The following is a 19,244-nucleotide window of genomic DNA, read 5'->3' on the forward strand; positions in this document are numbered from 1 at the left end:
TTAAATATTTAACCAAAAGATAAAACTATGGATTTAACCGAATTTATCATCCGATTACTGCTCTCAGCTGCTGCAGTTTTCATTAGTGCAAAAATACTATCTGGTGTGAAAGTGGATAGCTATGGACAGGCTGTAATTGTAGCTATTGTATTAGGAATTATTAATGCTATCGTTAAACCCATTTTGGTTTTCCTTACCATCCCCATCACCATCATAACTTTAGGTTTGTTCCTTTTAGTGATTAACGCTCTGATGATTATGCTGGTCGATAAAATTATGAAAGGCTTTAAGGTTAAGAGCTTTTGGTGGGCTTTTTTCTTTAGTATTATTCTATCAGTGCTGAATGCTATTTTGCAGTCACTTTTTTAGGAGTAGTGAGTTTTAGGTTATAGGTTTTAAGTTAAAAAAAGCAACTTTCTTGGTCATACTAAAACTTAAAACCTATTATCCCAGTTACTTACTTCCGGTCTGACCTTCGGTACTGACCTAAGTGCTATCTGACTATATTACTTAAAACCTATAACCTAAAACTTAATACTTAATACTTAATACTTAAAATTGAACACTTCTTACCCGATTCCCATAGCAATCAAATCAGCCAAAACCACGATTCCTTCTCTAAGATATGGATCTTTGATTTCTCCATCCGTATTGATTTTGTTAACTACTTCTGGGTCAGAAGTTATTTTATCTCTCAATTCATTAGCCGCATTTCTTCTTTCCATAGCGGCTTCATTTTCAGCTTTTCGAGTTTCCATATTCAGACTAACTCGATACATATTTTGCTGATTGACCGCTTCATCTACATCATTTTTGAGATTTCGGAGGTATTGTTCCTCTTTCAATCTTTTTTCGTGCTTTTCATTTAGCTCTGCCAATAATTTTTCATTGATATGATTGCTTGGCTCATATTCGGAGCTTTCAATTTGATCCCATTCCAATGCTCTTTCGTAAGAACTTTCACCAAATGTTTTGGCAGTATAAGGTGATGGCATTTTAATATCTGGCATTACTCCTTTATGCTGAGTACTGCTGCCATTTACTCTATAATATTTTGCTAAGGTTAATTTCACTTGCCCTAAAGTATCTTCCACCTTCGGAACAAATTGATTTAGAGAGATTAAATTTTGAACAGTCCCTTTTCCAAAAGTATTTTCTCCTATTACCACTCCCCTTTTATAATCTTGAATAGCACCAGAGAATATTTCAGAAGCTGAAGCGCTAAATCTATTGGTTAGAACAGTTAAAGGGCCATCATAATAAATAGTTTTATCTTCATCCTTACCCAATTCAATTTCACCCTCAGAATCTCTAATTTGAACAATTGGGCCATCCTCAATGAACAATCCACTAAGTTGGATAGCTTCTTGTAAAGAACCTCCGCCATTCGATCTTAAATCAATTACGATACCATCCACTTTGTTTTTAATAGTATCTAAAATAGCTTTTACATCCTTGGTAGTACTGCCATAATCTTCTCCTTTGCGCATGTTTTCAAAATCCAAATAGAAGGAAGGAATTGTAATAACGCCTATATTATATTGATTTCCATCTCTATAAACTTCTCTTACTTCAGAATATGGAACTTGATTCTCAAGCTTAATTTTATCACGAACTATTCTAATCTCTTGAGGTACTCCTACAGAAAGCGAGGTTCCGGCTTCAATTATTTTGAGCCTAACGACAGTGCCTTTTGGGCCTCTAATCTTTTGAACAACATCATCAAGCCTCCAGCCAGTAATGTCTACAAAATCACCCTCATCGCCTTGTGCAACTGCCAATATTTTGTCATCGGTATTAATTACTTTACTTTCAAATGCTGGTCCTCCAGGTACAACTGAAGCCACTCTCGTATAATTTCCATCAGAAGTAAGCGTGGCACCAATTCCTTCAAGAGATTGGCTCATTCTTATTTTAAAATTTTCTGAAGTAATAGGAGAAAAATAACTGCTGTGTGGGTCAAAGCTTTCTGCAAAAGTATTCATATACAATTGGAAAACATCGCGGCTTTCATATTCACCTATCGTTTGTTCTAAGCGGTCATACCTTTCTTTTAAGAGTCTTTGAATGGTGGTGTCTGCCTTTTCATCCAATTTATAGTCAAGTGCTTGACTTTTAATTAACTTTCTCCATGTATCATCTAATTCGGCTGTTGAAGATGCATAATCTAAAGAATCCCGTTCAACGATTAAATATTCTTCTTTGCTATAGTCAAAATCATATTCTAATTCATTTTCAATGAAATCCATTCTTTCTTGAAACCTTTTGCGGAAAGTGTTGAATATCTCATATGGAGGAAGCAAATAGCCTAACTTCATATGATCATCTAGCCTATCGCGATATTTTTGAAATCCTTCGATATCTTCTTTTAAGAAATAATGTTTATTAGCATCTAGTGATGAAAGGTATTCATCAAAGACCACTTTAGACAAATCATCATCTATGCTAATTTTTTCATAATGATATTGAGTTAGAAGTCCAGCTACCAACCGTGCTTCCATGGATTGATCTTGAGTAGGACTTAATTTTTGAAGTTCTTCGGATTGTGCGAATCCTGAAATACTCCAAAAAAGGACAAAGATGGATACAATTATCTTATTCATACTTTATATTATTATAGTTCAGGATTTCAAACGGTGAAATCGATATTTATTTTATAGAATTTGATAAACGGTCAAATTGCTAAAGGTAAAAGGTTATTCTGGATTTTATCTTGGTAAAATAAGTTGTGTTTAGAGGAATCATCTAAATGCATAATTGACTTATCCATCATCCACTTAATGTATTTGTTGAATCTATGCCCCATCCAAACGCTCGAATTCAGCACAACCGCATAAGAATAGCCGTTATCTTTTCGATAGATAAAACAAGCCGATCCTGCTAATGTGCCTGTTCTCCACCAATTTTCTCCTCTTGCTCCTTTCCAGCCGTAAGCATCCTTATAACTTTTTCCGCTCACCATAAGTTCTTGGCTTTCTTTAGAAAGTAGTTGATATGATGTGTTCTTTGGATCTATTAATGAAACAATTTTAGCTAATTGGGATGCACTTGCTATCCAGCCACCAGCAGCCCCAAGAGTTTTGATATCACTTCCTCCATAAGGCTTCTTAACGGATTCGAAATTACCATCAAAAGATTGGAATTGATAAGCTCCAGGATGATTATAATAATGAACTTCAAATGGTTTTCTTTCCCATTCGTAGTTATCTGCTATTCGCATTCCATAAATTCCATTCGGTTCCAAAATATGTTCATTAACATAGCGCTCATAGCTTTTCCCAGATTTATATTCAATAATTTTACCCAATAGCATATATCCATAATTTGAATAGGCATATTGCGTACCTGGTTTATATCTTAACCTTCTATGTTTCAATACGAACTCAATGATGTCATCATCAGTTGGAGGCCCTTCTAACTCCATAATTCGCTTAATTTTAGCTGCTTGAAACATGAAATCACCATCTCTCCAGCTCCAACCTCCATTATGATTCAATAGATGACCTACTTTTATTTTTTTGTGATTATCATCCTTCATTTCCTCAAAGTCAGATAAAATTCCTTCTGAGCCAAATACGTTTTCTTGCAAATCTAATAATCCATCATCCACCATTTTCATGATCGTAATGGCTGTAATTAACTTAGATGCACTGGCAATTCTGAAAAGATGCTTGGTATTGGCTTTTTCTTTGGATTCAATATTTGCATAGCCATAGCCTTTGGAATAAATCAATCTATTATCCTTCATCACGGCAACACTGGCCCCTTTGATATCCCATCGATTTAAGAATTTATCAATATCTTTATCAAAAGCTTCATTGCTTAAGCTGGAGTCCATAACAGGCGCAGGACTTACTAAATTGAAATTCAAATAATTTAATTGACTGTGGGAGCTTTCGTCCATAGAACGGGTAAAGGCTACTTCAGAAGTGGTATAAAAGGCCAAACTAATTGCCATTACCCCTACTACTATTGCAATTATCGTGGTACTTTTCTTCAACTTTAAAATCAAATTGGTTCTTTTAAATTTTAATCCTTAAATAAGTAAACATTTATTTAAATAGCCAAATATAGCATAAAATAAATGATTCAACATCTAATTCACATTATAAACCTAATTAACAGCTATCGGCTGAAAAAATTCCACTGTGTAAAGATTTCTTTTTACTTTAGCTGAAAATTATAACGATCAAATTAACAGTCATTGCAATATAAACTTAAATACGATTTCATTATTGGCGGTGCAGGCTTAGCTGGGCTCACTTTAGCTTGGAAAATGCTTGATGAAGGATTATTAAAGCATAAGAAACTCTTGATTATTGATCGTGATAAAAAGAATACCAATGATCGTACTTGGTGCTTTTGGGCTGAACCTGATAAATGGTTGAATGATTTGCCGATTTCTAAATCATGGAAAAATGCCTGCGTAAAAGGAAATGATTTTGAAATTAATCAAAGTCTTCACCCTTATCAATATTATAAAATTGAAGGAATTGATTACTATAACTTCATATTCAATAAATTAAGTAATAGTGCTCAAATTACTATTATTCAAGATGTTATAGTTGGAGAAAATGCGAAAAGTAAAATAGTTGAAACTCAAAATGCTCAATATCAATTTACTGAGTACTTTTTCAAATCTTACTTTATTGCAGATGAACTTTTAGATATAAGAAATCCTAAAAAGCACTTTATTTGGCAGCATTTCTTGGGCTGGAAGATTAAAACTCAATCGAATAATTTTGATCTGGAAACCATTACCTACATGGATATGCGAGTTCCTGAAGTGAAGTCAGGTTTGAGTTTTGGCTATATTCTGCCAGAAAAGAAGAATGAAGCCTTAGTGGAATACACTCTGTTTTCAGCTGAACTCTGGAAAAAGGAAGAATATGAGAATGCTTTAAGACATTATATTGAAAACACACTCAATATTCAAGAGTATGAAATAGTAGAAGAGGAATACAATAAGATTCCCATGACCAATACGGTTTTTGAGCAAAGAAATAATAGTATCATTCCCATAGGTACTTTAGCTGGGACCGTAAAGCCAAGCACCGGTTATTCTTTTGTTCGAAATTACCGGCATATCCATCTGATTGTTAATAGCTTAAGGAGCAATACTCAAAGTTTTGAATCTGCTAATTCCAAGCGGTTTAGGTTTTATGATGAAGTGTTAATGAATGTGCTAGTTACTGAAAAAAGTAGCGGTCATGAAGTTTTTGGCAAACTCTATAAAGGCAATACATTACCAGCACTTCTAAAATTCCTTAATGAAGAAACTTCACTGTGGGAGGATTTAAAAATCATGAATACGGTGCCTAAATGGGCATTTGTGAAGGCTGTTTTTGGGGAAATGGCCCCTAAAGGAAGCCGCACAAAGACTTTCACTGAAGAAACATTGTGAAAGCTAATAGCCAGTCTGTTTCTATGGAATGCGTAGGTCAGTACCGAAGGTCAGACCGGAAACAGATAAACATCACTTTCATTTTTTTAATCAAGGAAAATTTAGTTAATAAACTTTATTAATTCTGATTAGATTTGGCAGCATATTTTGTAGAAATAAAACCGGTCTGACCTTCGGTACTGACCTAATTGAGATGCTTAGATCAGACGATATACAAAGCTTGACTTATTAACTTGGCTGAAAAGAAGGTTTAAATACTAATAGGAATCATAGTCTTAAACTCAGTTTCCTTTTCTTTTGATGAATAGTTCAAGGTGATGTCACCATTAAGCTTTTTGGTGATGATTTTGCAAATATATAATCCCAAACCAGGACCTTTAGGCAATTCAGAGCCTACATAAAATAGATCAAATATATTCTCTTGCTGTTCTTTTTTAATTCCGATACCATTGTCTTTAACACTAACAATCAATTGTTTATCAATTATTTCAATGGTTACTTTAACCCATTTCTTTAATTTTAAAGGATCATAAAAGCGAACAGCATTTCCGATTAAATTCTTTAAAATTAAGTGAAGGGAACTAGGGTCAATTTGAACTTTGTCTTTTACTGTATTATTAACTTCTATGGAAACATTATCAAGGTTCTCCTCCCCTTTCAATCTCTCAAACACGGTTTCCAATATCATTTCAATATCAATCTTTTGAGGGCTGATTGGTCTGGCACTAATTTCATAAACATTGCTCAATCTTTTAAGCATGCTATCCATATGATTAGCGGAATGATTTAAATGCTTTAAATGATCTGAGATATCATTATTCTGATCATATTCTATTTGAATCAATTGACTCAATCCTTTAAATCTTGCAATAGGTCCTCTTAAATCATGTGCTGATTTATAAATGAATTCATCAAGCTCTTTATTTTTTTCTACTAAAAGGTTGTTGGATACTGAAAGTTCTTTAGTTCTGTCTTGTACTTGCTGATCGAGATTTCTTGCAATTCCCATCAACTTTTTGTTCTGACCTTGAATGATTCTTTTGGCTTGCTCTAATTTGCTTCTTTCATGATCCAAAAGTTCATTTTGAGATTGGATCTCTTCAAATGCTTCTCTTAAATCTCTATTTTTAGCTAATAAATCTTGCTGAGCCGTTTCGATTTCTTCTTTTTGCTCATTTATTAAATCTATGGCTTCTTTATAAGCTTCATTTTGAGCAATTAATTGTTCGTGCTTTTGTTCTAGTGTTCTTGTTCTATCTTTTACTTGACTTTCTAAATATTCGTTATGCTGTTTTATTCTCTTCGAACCAACATTAACAAAGCTGAATGCGATTCCGAATACTCCTAATCCTAATAAGGATACTGAAAATGCCTGAAATATGTTTGTAAGGTTTTCATTCTCAATTTCAAATAAATAATTGAGCATACTAGCTTTTTGTGTAGCTAATAAAGGAATGTTAGCTGCTTCAATTGGTTGTACAGCAACCAATAGCAGAAAACTAATCAAAGTAAGGATAATAGAATAGTTTAAATAATTTTTCACAAATACCTGTCTTATTAAAATACTATTAAAGATAAAAAGTTTAATAGTTTTGAATTAAATTGTAAAACCTTTAATAATCAGTTAATTACCTTTATCTAATTCAAGTGACAATTTAATAAAATAATATATTTAAAAACAAGAAATACTTATATAAATATTAATCTAAATTAGATGTTAAAACATTTAATGCGTCATGAAACGGTCACTTTAAAGGCTACAGTCCTGAAATTAAACAATTTAGAAATTGAATAAATAAAAAAACCGATCTAAAAGATAGCTCCTTAAGATCGGTTCAAATACTTAATAGTATGAAAATAATGTAAGAAATTAATTCGAATTTAATTATTTTCCGAAAGGATTGAAGCCTGCCAAGCCTCTTTTGCTGCCACTCATTTTATTCATGGTCTTCATCATCTTACGCATATCCTTAAATTGCTTCAGCAAGTTGTTGATTTCTTGCACAGAAGTTCCACTTCCTTCCGCAATTCTTTTCTTACGGCTAGCATTCATTAATTCAGGATTGCTACGTTCTTCAAAAGTCATAGAGCGAATGATGGCTTCAACTGGCTTAAAAGCATCGTCATCAATGTCCAAATCCTTAATTTGTTTTCCCATGCCTGGCAACATCCCCAATAGGTCTTTTACATTCCCCATTTTCTTAATTTGCTGCAATTGAGAAAGGAAATCCTCAAAATCAAACTGGTTTTTCCTTATTTTCTTAGATAGTCGATTGGTTTCTTCCTGATCGAAAGTTTCTTGTGCCTTTTCAACCAAAGAAACCACATCACCCATTCCGAGAATCCTTTGTGCCATCCTATCCGGATAGAAAAGGTCAATGGCTTCCATTTTTTCACCGCTACTGATGAACTTGATAGGCTTCTCAACAACCGTTCTAATGGATAGAGCAGCACCACCACGCGTATCACCATCTAATTTGGTCAATACAACCCCGTCAAAATCAAGTTGCTCATTAAAGGTCTTGGCAGTATTCACAGCATCCTGACCCGTCATGGAGTCCACTACAAATAATGTTTCAGAAGGATTCAGCTCTTTTTTCAAGCTAGAAATCTCTTTCATCATGACTTCATCCACTGCTAAACGACCTGCAGTATCGACTATTACAATGCTTTTGCCATTATCTTTGGCAAATTTAATAGCATTCTTAGCTATTTTAACTGCGTCCTTATTTTCAGGCTCAGCATAAACTTCTACGCCAATTTGTTCACCTAATACCTTTAGCTGATCGATGGCAGCTGGTCTGTAAATATCACAAGCGGCTAAAAGGACTTGCTTTCCTTGTTTCTTTAATCTGTTGGCTAATTTACCAGAGAAAGTAGTTTTACCAGAACCTTGAAGTCCAGAAATCAAAATGGTAGCTGGAGAGCCTTCAGTACTGATGTCTACTTGCTTTTCGCCCATCATTTTGGCTAACTCTTCTTGAGTAATTTTCACCAAAAGTTGACCTGGGGATACTGAAATTAAGACATCTCGACCTAAAGCTTCTTCTTTAATTCTGTCGGTAACGTCTTTTGCTACCTTGAAATTTACATCGGCATCCACCAATGCTCTACGGATTTCTTTAACAGTAGTGGCTACGTTTACTTCTGTAATTTGGCCCTGACCTTTCAGGGTTTTAAAAGCGCGATCTAATTTATAACTGAGATTATCGAACATATCTTATATGGATTCTAAAATTAAATTACACAAAGGCTAGTCATTTGATTCTTATTTTCAAGTTAAATACTAGTGCTTCTCGTGTAATTGCCTAATAGGTACTTTTTAATTGATAAAATTTTGGGCAAAAGTAAGGAATTTATTGTTCTATTCCGAAGAAATTGACCACAGAGTTTTTCTGAGAATTTCAGAAAGAGCTGGTACAGCCAAAGGCTGTTTTTTTAAACCACAGAGATTCGCTAAGTTTTCCACAAAGGACCAAAAAGATAAATTTAATCTAGAATTACCATATAACTCTTTTGAAAATGCTTATTTCATAAATGAAGGATATTCGTCTATTTCAAAATAAACATTGTCTACATTCTTTATATAAACCTTTATGTAACTTAGTGAAAGTCTCCGAGTAACTCCTGACTTTCAGTACGGGACAGGTTCTGTGGTTATAGCAATAGTAGCCTTTGGCTACCAATACATGTGTTATTTACAGTATTTTTGATAGGCTTTAATTCCTTTCTCTTCTTCTAATTCTAAGGATTTTTGATAAGCTTCACAGGCTTTATCTAAATCATCAGATAATCGATAAGCTTCTCCCCTATAGTAATTTAAGGAAGCAAGATCGCTTTTACGCTTATATGCATTTTCAAATTGACGGATGGCTTCTTTATAATCTTCTTGTTTTAATGCTAAGATTCCTAAATTTCTATAGACATAAGGGTTTTTTTCATCTCTTACGATACTTTTCCTTAAATCGGCATAAGCTTTTTCATATTCACCCAAAAAAGTTAAGATATATCCTTTATTGTTTAAAAAATAAGGCTGACCAGGTTGTGATTTCAATGCTTCATTTACCGATTCTAATGCTGATTCGTATAATTCCTGTTCTGATTGGATCAATGCCAATAAATTCCATGCATTCGCTTCCTGAGGGTTTAGCTTTAATGCATTTTCCAAATGCTTAACGGCTGATTCATTATCTTTTTGATAATAATCTACTGCTGCCAAATTGGTATGGATCTCAGCATTTTCCGAATCTAAGGATAAAGCTTTTTCAAAGGAGGTTTTTGCTTCAGGATAATTTTCTAAACCCACTAAAGCCAAACCATGTGCCATGTGAGCAAATGCTGAATCTTGATATTCTTCCAAAACGGGTTCTAAATCATCTAATGCTCGATAATATTCACCAGTTTGATAAAAGGCATTGCTTCTATTGTAATACGCTCTTGTATAATCGGCTTTATATTGAATGGCTTTATTAAATGCCTGAACAGCTTCATAAGGATGTCCATTTTGATAATGTGCCACACCTAAGCCATTCCAAGCCGAGGCATTCTCCTGATTGAGATCAATAGCACTTTCAAAATAGTTTAAAGCCTGTTTCTCCTGCCCTTGATCAAGTGATTGATAGCCTTTTTGAATTAAACTTTCTTGCCTTTGCTCTTTATTTGAACAAGCAAAAAAGATTGGGATAAGTAGAAATAATATGTAATTTTTCATTTATAAAGCTTCAACTTAAATTCTGAACGGAAAATTGCAGCTTTTGATTGAAACAAAAAAGCACAGATCAAAAAATCCGTGCTTTTATTGCATTAAACTAAGTAAAACTAAACTATACTCTCTTTATTAAAACTCATCTCCTCCGCCTTCATAATCTCCACCACCTTTTTCTCGATTTCTTTTATTGGAGTTGATTCTGTAATCGAATGAAAGTGTTACCGTTGTTGTTCTCCATTGAAATTCGGAATCATAATAAAAACCATCACCACTAGTGGTAGTTCTCCATCTTCTAGAGTTCAACAGATCTCTAACATTTAGGGCTAAAGTTCCTTTTTTGTCCAATACTTCTTTACTGAAACCTAAATCAACCATATAAAATGCCTTCCTAGTACCTTGGGTGGTTTGTTGAGGAGCTCTGTAAAATGCGCTTAATTGCACATTAAAATCATTACTAAACGACATTTGAGAGGTGGCTCTACCTGATGCAGTGAAAGTTTCAGCTTCAAATACTTGTTCATTTACGACTCCGTAAGTATCTGAATAATAAATATTTAAATTCCCATTTAATCTCCACCAATCATTTAGGTCATGTGAATAATTATTTTCAATCCCGATTGAATTCCTTTCAGCCAAATTTTGTGGTTGTGTATAGGTAACACCGTCTATAACTGTATTAATTCTTTCCGCCACTCCAGTAGTTCTTCTATAATATAAACCACTATATAAGGTGGCATCACTAAAATTATTAACCAATCCAACCTCATATGAATCTGTAAATTCTGGATTCAAATTTGGATTACCAATTCTGATGTTTCTATCATCATTGAAATTAGAGAATGGATTTAAGGAACGGAATCTTGGTCTATCGAATCTTCTACTATAACTAGCCTGCAAAGTGTGTAACTTATTAAATTCATAAGTCATAAATACACTTGGGAAAAGATTGAGGTAATCACGAGCATTTATTGTATCCACAGGCTGTTTCAACTGAGTAGTAATATCCGTTAGTTCTGCTCTTAATCCTAATTGGTAAGTGAATTTATCAAACTCACTATTATAGATGGCGTAAAGTGCATGAATATTTTCATTGTAGATAAAATCATTGGTGAAATCACTTAATACACTATCTGCTTCTTGTCCTTCAACATTTTGTGTCACCTCATATTCATTGGTTATAGTTCTTAAAGTACTTCTCCAGCCTGTTTCAAAAGACCTAGTTTCACCAAGTGGTTTTACGTAATTGGCTTGCATTAATATATTTTCAGAAAATTCACTTATATAAGATTGTTGTTGAATACTATCTACATATTGCTCAGTAGACATTACAAACCTTTCATTTCTTAAATCAGAATCTTCTATTTCTGAATTATTTCTATATTGAAAATCGGCTGTTAATTTATGATCCTCATTATCCCCAAAGGTCTTAGTGAAATTCAGATCATATTCTAAAACTTCCTCATCTTCTTTTTCATTTTGAATACGAACAGAACGTCTTACCAATTCACGAGTGTCTTTATTGATGCCATCATAATCATCATAATAATTGTAACTTAAATTATTTTCATCTGAAATTCTGTAAAGAAATGATCCGGTTAAAGTTGTGCTTTCATTAAAGCTATAATCCATTCCAAATCTTGCATTTTGAGATATTCCGCTTCTTTCTCTTTCTCTATCAACATATGTTGAGTAAGCCGTGGTGTCATCCGGTGTAAATTGTTGGTCAATATAACCTCCGCCAAAATTTTCTCTGTAAGTGATTCCATAGCTACCAAATAAGTTAACATTTCCTTTACGGTAATTAATATTACTATTTACTCCACCAATAATAGGATATCCTAAATTGGCACTTACACTCCCATTAACTCCACCCTTTTTCTCTTTCTTCATAATGATGTTAATGATACCTGCATTTCCTTCAGCCTCATATCTAGCGGATGGATTAGTAATTACCTCTACCCTTTCAATTTGATCAGCTTGAATTTGTCTTAAAGCAGAACCACCGCTAATACCTACTAAACCAGATGGTCTTCCATCAATTAAAATTCTTACATTTCCGCTTCCTCTTAGGGATACATTCCCATCAATATCTACTGTCACGCTTGGAAGATTATCAAATAAAGATTCTGCATTGCTTCCTATATTACTAAGGTCTTCACTTACATTGAAAATCCTTTTATCTAGCTTCATTTCCATCTGAGGTCTTTTGGCTACCACTTCCACCTCTGACAATTGATTTACATCTTCACTTAGTTCAATAGTTCCTAAATCAATTTTGTTTTGATTTGCAATTAATTCTCTATTAACAGTTTGATAGGATATAAATTGTATTCTTAAAGTATATTCTCCTCTTTCCACTTGTAATTGAAAAACTCCAGATTCAGGAGTGACAGTACCGGTCACTAATTCATCATTACTATCAAAGACACTTACATTTGCATAAGCCAAGGGGGCATTTGTTTTAGCATCAACCAACTTGCCATTTACTGTAGTACTTTGCGCCCAAACTTGATGAGTGCTAATACTTAATAAAACCAGGATAAATATTTTCAGAATAGTTGTACTTGTTTTATGCATTTTTTCGCTTTTCAATCTTTATTTAACTCAAAATTACGATCCAATTCTGAAGAAAATTTGAATTTTCATCAGATGAATGAAAAATTAATGTAGCTACAAGTATTTTTTGAAGTGAATTGTTTAAATAAAGAATAAGGTTGAAATAATTGAAAATACTTCTTTGAGATAAATGGATATAGAATTGTGGATTAAGGCATCAAATTTTGAAATTTACCTACTCTCTTTCAACTTTCTATTGTGATTTGATGGAGCTGTTCTTTATTGATATAATTTATTTTTAATCCGCTTACTTTACAGATTTTTTGAATAATTGCTAAGCCTAAACCTAAAGATGAACTACTTTGATTTCCTTTCTTAAATCGGGCGAAAAGTAGTTCAGGTTTATGGTTTAATGGTTTACCAGAGTTTTCAATTATTAATTGATTTTTTTTCAAGTAAACTTTTATAAAACCTCCTTCAGGTATATTATGCTTGATGGCGTTATTCAAAAGATTGGTAATCAAGATTTCTAATAATACTGGATGAATACTCCATTCAATGTCTTCGCTAACTTTTTTACTTAAATTAATTCCCTTTAAATAGATTAATTCTTCGTATTCATCTAATAAATCTTCCAAGGTATTGCTTACATCAACACTTTCCTTTTGTTCAAATTCCTGATTATCAATTTTAGCCAGTAATGTTAAAGTATTTCCTAATTTTGATAGGTTAGTTAAACTTTTGGAAGCCTCACTTACTAATATTTTCTGTTCTTCATCAAGATTACCATTTTGCAAAATTTCTAATTTACCTTTTGCAATACTAATTGGCGTTTGAATTTCATGGCTTGCATTCTCCGTGAATTCTTTCAAAGACTGGTAATCAGCCATTACTTTTTGGGACATCTGATGAATAAATTCATTTAATCTTTTAAACTCCTTAGTATCTGTTTTAGGAAGATTAAAAGGCTCATTTTCTTTTATATCGAATCGCTTAATAGCAGAAAGTGTATCTTCAAATGGTTTTAATAGTCCTCGGGAAAGTAACCAGCTCCCTAAAAGCACTACAACAAATAGCAGTAAATATGTTTTTACTAAAGATTCAATTACTCCGTCAACTATATCATCTTGCTCGATTATAATATCATAAAGAGTTATTTTATAAAACCTTCCCTCAACTTTTTTACCCACTTCAAGCTTATTATGCAACTCAGGTCTTTCTAAGGTACTGTGGTAGACAATAGTATCTGAAAACATAATGTTATCTACTTCAATTGAATCTTGCTGTGGCAAAATGATAACTTTATCCCGAATGATATCTCTTGTAGGCTGTCTCCTTTCAATGTATTTTTCAGTGGAACGCAACCTTTCTTGTAAAAACCAACGCTCCTCTTTCTTTACTTCATTTGAAATGATTTGAACAGTAACTACACCACCGATAATGAATACGATAAAAGAGAGCCCGAGGAATATTAATACTATTTTGGTTATCAGTCGCATATTATAAAGTCTTGAGCTTGTAGCCTACACCGTAAACTGTTTCCAGCAAATCAGTTCCGGTTGCTTTTTGAATTTTTTTTCTTAAGTTTTTGATATGTTGATATACAAAATCAAATGAATCACTTTGATCTATAAAATCGCCCCAAAGGTGTTCAGCTATATTTTGTTTGGTTAATACTCTTTTGGCATTATTGGCAAAAAACAAAAGCATTTCATATTCCTTTTTGGTTAAATCCAGTAACTCATCCCCTACTTTTACTTCTTTCTTATCCGTATCAATCAATATCTTATCTAGTTGGATTTCATTACTGCTCTCTTGCTTTCTGGTTCGGTAAATAGCTTTTAATCGAGAAGCTAATTCTAATAAATGAAATGGTTTACCTAAGTAATCATCTGCACCTGCATCTAAGCCTCTTACTTTATCATCAATGGAATTCTTAGCAGATAGAATTAAAGTTCCGATACTTTTTCTGTTGGCTCTTAGAGAATATAACAGATCCATTCCGTTTCCATCAGGCAACATCAAATCTAAAATCACAACATCATATTCATAAGCCGCTAATTTATCGGTTGCGGTAAAAAAATCTGGTGCAATACTCGTTTGAAAACCTTCCTTTATAAGGTAATCCTCAATGTTTTTTGCCAATTCTACTTGATCTTCTACAATTAATACTTTCATCTTCTTTGTTGTAGTCTATAAAACTACTGTAATTTTTATTCTTAGGATATTTTAAGTCATAAATTCTACTGTCAATTATTTAATGGCGACTTAGCCTATCTTTATTAAACACAAAGTTAAAACTGAATTCTGAAGCAATTTTGAAGATACGGATGTAACTAATATCACATATCTTCTAAGTATTTGTAAATAAATCAATAAAACAATTGAATAAATGAAAATAAAATAAGAATTTAAAACTAGAATAGGGAAAAATGAAATTAAATGATCCATCAATTGCTCGTGAGCTAGAGGAAAGCAACCAAAGATTATTAGAAGCACAGCAATTAGCAAAAATAGGGAACTGGGAAGCCAATGTTAATTCAGGTAATATCCTCTGGTCTCCTGTTGTCTATGAAATATTTGAATGTGATCCCAATTCCTATAACCCCACCATTACTTCATTTAAAGAAATGGTGCATCCGGATGACGAAGCAAATGTTTTTGAAGAGGATATAAAAGCATTTAAAACAGGATATTTTAATCTCACCCACAGAATCATCACCAAAAAAGGAAATGTTAAATATGTTCATGAAATTGCTTCAAAAGTTGAAGATGGAGATGAACTAATTTACAGAGGAACCATTCAGGATATCACCCAGCTTAGAGAAACAGAAAAAGCCCTTATTTTAGAAAAAAAGAAATTAGATTTAATTATTTCGAGCAGTAATTTAGGAAGCTATGATTGGGATAAGGAAAAGAAATGTTATTATTTAAACAGAAATTATGCAAAAACTCTAGGTTATTCTGAAAACGAGCTGAAATCAATAAGTTTTACTAAATGGTTTGAAACTGTGCATCCTGAGGATATGGCTGTGATGACTGATTTCTTCAATAGCCGAAAAGAAGAAGACATCATTCCATATGAATTTGAAATAAGACTTAAACACAAAGAAGGGCACTGGGTATGGGTTTTTAATAATGGCAGAGCAGAAGGTTTAAACCAAGATTTGATGCCTACCTATCAATCAGGGATAATTTTGGAAATTTCGGAACGGAAACAAGCCGAAATAGAATTAGACAGAACCAAGGCATTATTACTGCAAACAAATTCGATTACAAAAACCGGTGGTTGGAGCTGGAATTTAAATAATGGCGAAATCCAATGGACAGAAAATACCAGAAATATTAATGAAGTTGATGATGGTTATGAACCTACCTTTGATAGTATTTTCGATTTTTTTTCGGATAAAAGTCTTGTCCCTCAAGTTAAGACGCTAATTGATAATAGTATTCATAAAAAAGAAAAATTTGATCTTGAATTGCAATTGCTGACTGGCAAGGGCAATAAATTTTGGGCAAGATTAATTGGGATTCCTGAAATTGTGGACGGTAAAGTTCAAAGACTTTATGGAACCATCCAGAATATAGAAGATCAAAAAAGAAATGAATTTCAACTACAAGAAAAAACAAAACAATACAATGAACTAGTAGAAAATATTCCAATAGGTGTTTATAAACTCAATAGAAAAGGAGAATTAAATTACATGAGTCCTCCTTTCAAAAAGATGATTGGTGTAGAAGATAGAGAAATTGATACCAATGACTTTGCTAATGAAGTGGTACACCCAGAGGATTTGGAAATGTTTTTGAAAGCCAATAACTATGCTTTGGACAACTATCAATATTTCAATCTGGAATTTAGGATCATTGTAAAATCGCAAACCAAATGGGTAAGGGCAACTTCACAACCCAGCAAAGACATTGACGGTAATTGGTATTGGTTTGGTACACTTTCAGATATAACCCAAAGAAAGAATACGGAGCTAAAAGTCAAAGAGAATGAAAAGCAATTGCAGAACATTATCAGTTCCATGACGGAAGCTTTAGTTTTCTATGATCAGAATGGGATTATTCGGTCTATAAATGATAGTGCTGGACAAATATTAGAACTCGATAGATCTGAAATTATTGGAAATCGACTTTCCCAAACCATTATTAAACTTTTTGATGTTGATGGAAATCCTTTGTTAGATGATAAACACCCTGTCGAGATTGCATTGCGGAAAAAAAAGTCATTTAATGACATTAGAATACAATTATTGAATAGTAATACCCATAAGATCATCTGGATAGAAGCTAATATTAAAATAATTGAAGAGGCTGATACCCATTGGGCCCTCGTTACTTTCAACGATATTAGTGACCGAGTAAAAGCCGAAAAACAATTGTTAGAGGCAAAAAAAGCTGCTGAATCTGCCAATCAGGCTAAATCTACTTTTTTAGCTAATATGAGTCATGAAATTCGTACTCCTCTGAATGGTGTAATTGGATTTTCCGATCTATTGAGAAATACTAACTTAAATGTTCTTCAAACTGATTACACTCAGCATATTTATAATTCTGCTCATTCCCTTCTCGGAATTATCAACGATATCCTAGACTTTTCAAAGATTGAAGCAGGTAAATTAAAGCTTCAGATGGAGGAAATAAATGGTTTAGATCTAGTAGAATCGGCTATCAGTTTTATAACATTCCAAGCCTCGCAAAAGAACCTAGAGCTGCTAATTGATTATGATCAAGACGTTCCTCTCTATTTTGAAGCAGATGAATTACGATTAAGGCAAATCTTAATTAATTTATTAGGAAATGCTGTCAAATTCACGAAAAGTGGGAATATAATTCTTAAAGTAAGTAGAATAAAGAAAAGCCATAAACTCAAATTTGAAGTAATTGATACCGGAATAGGTATTTCAACTAAACAACAAAAAAATATCTTTCGCGCGTTTGAACAAGCAGATGTTTCCACAACCCGAAAATTCGGAGGTTCAGGATTAGGGCTCACCATTTCCAATAAATTATTGAAAATGATGAAAAGCAAGCTGCATCTGGAAAGTAAATTGAATAAAGGAAGCAACTTTAGCTTTAATATTGATATTAGAAAATCAGATGAAACATTAAAACTAAATGAAGCGGAAAAGCCAATTAAAAAATTTCAAAAGCTGTTGGTAGTAGATGATAATCCTATTCAAATTGAATCATTTCAGAAATTATTTAAAGGTTTTAATGTACAGGTAGTTTATTGTCAATCAGCTGTGGATGCTTATAAAATGATTTCAAATGAAAAGGATTTTGATCTAATCATTATTGATGAAGAAATGCCCAATATAAATGGGCTTGAATTATTAAAAATGCTAAAAGAACGGACGCTCTTAGAAAACACTTCTGTTATAATTTTGCATAAGCATATTGAAAGTCAATTTTTCTATTCAGAATATGTAGACGAGCCCGATGTTTTTAAATTACCAAAACCAGTACTCCCCACTAAACTATTAAAATTAATACATGATATTGATTCTGGCGATGTAAGCTTAAAATCTCTTACAGAAAAAGATAATGCTAGAATTGAACAGAAAGTAGATATCAATAAAATCTTAATTGCTGAAGATAATGAGGTCAATAAGTTTTTAATTATCCGAATATTGGAAAACACCTTACCCGACTCTGAACTGATCCATGCTGAAAATGGAGAGATTGCAGTGGAGAAATTTAAAAAGTACCAGCCGGATTTAATTTTAATGGATATTCAAATGCCAATTTTGAGCGGTATAGAAGCTACAGAGATTATTAGAACAATAGAAAATCCAGGACTAAATACACCTATAGTAGCGCTTTCAGCAGGAGTATTAAAAGAGGAGAAAGAAAATGCTTTAGCGGCAGGAATAGATGATTTCTTAGAGAAACCCTTAATTCAGGAAGATTTATTGAGGACTTTAGAAAAACTTAAGTTAGATGGAAGAATTAAAGAAACTGAACGAGAACAGAAAACCCAGCAAAAGTTAAAAACTTTCAATAAGGAAGAATTATTAAAACGATTGAACCATAATGAAAAGCATTATACTAGCTTCATTACTTTGGCACAAGAAAACATGCGGACTTTTGAAAGACAAATAAACGAAACCATTGAAATTGAAAATATCCAAGCTTTAAGGACTGTCTTACATAAATTAAAAGGGACTGCCTTAGCTGCCTGTTTTGAAAATTTAGGATTAATAATTGATCAATTTGAAAGACCAAGTTTCTATAACAGTAAAGTAACTCACTATATGAAGTCTAAAATGATCCCAGAATTGCATAAACTTATTAAAATATTGGAAGAGGAAAAGTGATCTTGGTATTCATTGTACTTATACAATCCTTTCTTTAAAAGTATGCTTATTTAGATAACGTAAAATCAATAGATGCTATTATCAATGCTAACTTTGAAGTTATTTCGGGTTCCAGTAATGAAGCCATCTATAACTTATTTATCAGTAAACCTTTCTTGACAAACCATTAATCAATATTGAAATTCTTTAGAAATATCCCATAAAAGCCATTCTGTTGATTTGTTGGAAGTAGGTAGAAACTTGTATGGCG

At 32.9% G+C, this 19,244-nt stretch carries 11 protein-coding genes; 3 read left to right on the top strand and 8 right to left on the bottom strand.

Annotated features, from left to right (window positions below; translation table 11 throughout):
• Positions 1-27 precede the first annotated feature (27 nt).
• Entirely contained in the window at positions 28-369 is a 342-nt protein-coding gene (locus tag QYS49_RS12755) for a phage holin family protein (protein ID WP_308347767.1), read from the top strand.
• A 200-nt stretch (positions 370-569) separates the two neighbouring features.
• Here QYS49_RS12755 and QYS49_RS12760 read toward each other — a convergent pair whose 3' ends face one another.
• Together QYS49_RS12760 and QYS49_RS12765 are read right to left on the bottom strand one after the other, a co-directional pair.
• Positions 570-2,603 (bottom strand): carboxy terminal-processing peptidase, encoded by a 2,034-nt coding sequence (locus QYS49_RS12760; RefSeq protein WP_308347769.1) that lies wholly within the window; start codon positions 2,601-2,603, stop codon positions 570-572.
• Between the two features lie 71 nt (positions 2,604-2,674).
• Entirely contained in the window at positions 2,675-4,000 is a 1,326-nt protein-coding gene (locus tag QYS49_RS12765; protein ID WP_308347770.1) for a serine hydrolase domain-containing protein, read from the bottom strand.
• A gap of 204 nt (positions 4,001-4,204) precedes the next feature.
• On the opposite strand from QYS49_RS12765, the gene QYS49_RS12770 reads away from it, so the two are divergent.
• A complete protein-coding gene (locus QYS49_RS12770) occupies positions 4,205-5,404 on the top strand; it encodes a lycopene cyclase family protein (protein WP_308347771.1) in 1,200 nt (399 codons plus the stop codon).
• Between the two features lie 250 nt (positions 5,405-5,654).
• Here the strand turns inward: QYS49_RS12770 and QYS49_RS12775 are convergent, their stop codons facing one another.
• The 6 genes from QYS49_RS12775 to QYS49_RS12800 form a co-directional block, all read right to left on the bottom strand.
• Positions 5,655-6,947, bottom strand: a complete 1,293-nt coding sequence (locus QYS49_RS12775) for a sensor histidine kinase (protein ID WP_308347772.1) — start codon at positions 6,945-6,947, stop codon at positions 5,655-5,657.
• A 342-nt stretch (positions 6,948-7,289) separates the two neighbouring features.
• Positions 7,290-8,621 (bottom strand): signal recognition particle protein, encoded by a 1,332-nt coding sequence (gene ffh, locus QYS49_RS12780; RefSeq protein ID WP_308347773.1) that lies wholly within the window; start codon positions 8,619-8,621, stop codon positions 7,290-7,292.
• Between the two features lie 477 nt (positions 8,622-9,098).
• Positions 9,099-10,115, bottom strand: a complete 1,017-nt coding sequence (locus tag QYS49_RS12785; protein WP_308347774.1) for a tetratricopeptide repeat protein — start codon at positions 10,113-10,115, stop codon at positions 9,099-9,101.
• Positions 10,116-10,241: 126 nt separating this feature from the next.
• Positions 10,242-12,689: a TonB-dependent receptor gene (locus tag QYS49_RS12790; RefSeq protein WP_308347775.1), complete on the bottom strand. Its 2,448-nt coding sequence runs from the start codon at positions 12,687-12,689 to the stop codon at positions 10,242-10,244.
• Positions 12,690-12,913: 224 nt separating this feature from the next.
• Entirely contained in the window at positions 12,914-14,167 is a 1,254-nt protein-coding gene (locus QYS49_RS12795) for a sensor histidine kinase (RefSeq protein WP_308347776.1), read from the bottom strand.
• 1 nt (position 14,168) lies between these two features.
• Positions 14,169-14,846: a response regulator transcription factor gene (locus tag QYS49_RS12800; protein ID WP_308347778.1), complete on the bottom strand. Its 678-nt coding sequence runs from the start codon at positions 14,844-14,846 to the stop codon at positions 14,169-14,171.
• Positions 14,847-15,100: 254 nt separating this feature from the next.
• Between QYS49_RS12800 and QYS49_RS12805 the strand changes: the two genes are divergently transcribed.
• Positions 15,101-18,994: a PAS domain-containing hybrid sensor histidine kinase/response regulator gene (locus QYS49_RS12805; RefSeq protein ID WP_308347780.1), complete on the top strand. Its 3,894-nt coding sequence runs from the start codon at positions 15,101-15,103 to the stop codon at positions 18,992-18,994.
• Positions 18,995-19,244: the final 250 nt, after the last annotated feature.

The organism is Marivirga salinae (genome assembly GCF_030503855.1).
GTDB lineage: Bacteria > Bacteroidota > Bacteroidia > Cytophagales > Cyclobacteriaceae > Marivirga > Marivirga salinarum.

Coding starts and splice junctions, on each gene's coding strand:
- QYS49_RS12755 (WP_308347767.1), top strand. CDS start 28: ATGGATTTAACCGAATTTATCATCCGATTACTGCTCTCAGCTGCTGCA.
- QYS49_RS12760 (WP_308347769.1), bottom strand. CDS start 2,603: ATGAATAAGATAATTGTATCCATCTTTGTCCTTTTTTGGAGTATTTCA.
- ffh (WP_308347773.1), bottom strand. CDS start 8,621: ATGTTCGATAATCTCAGTTATAAATTAGATCGCGCTTTTAAAACCCTG.
- QYS49_RS12785 (WP_308347774.1), bottom strand. CDS start 10,115: ATGAAAAATTACATATTATTTCTACTTATCCCAATCTTTTTTGCTTGT.
- QYS49_RS12790 (WP_308347775.1), bottom strand. CDS start 12,689: ATGCATAAAACAAGTACAACTATTCTGAAAATATTTATCCTGGTTTTA.
- QYS49_RS12795 (WP_308347776.1), bottom strand. CDS start 14,167: ATGCGACTGATAACCAAAATAGTATTAATATTCCTCGGGCTCTCTTTT.
- QYS49_RS12800 (WP_308347778.1), bottom strand. CDS start 14,846: ATGAAAGTATTAATTGTAGAAGATCAAGTAGAATTGGCAAAAAACATT.
- QYS49_RS12805 (WP_308347780.1), top strand. CDS start 15,101: ATGAAATTAAATGATCCATCAATTGCTCGTGAGCTAGAGGAAAGCAAC.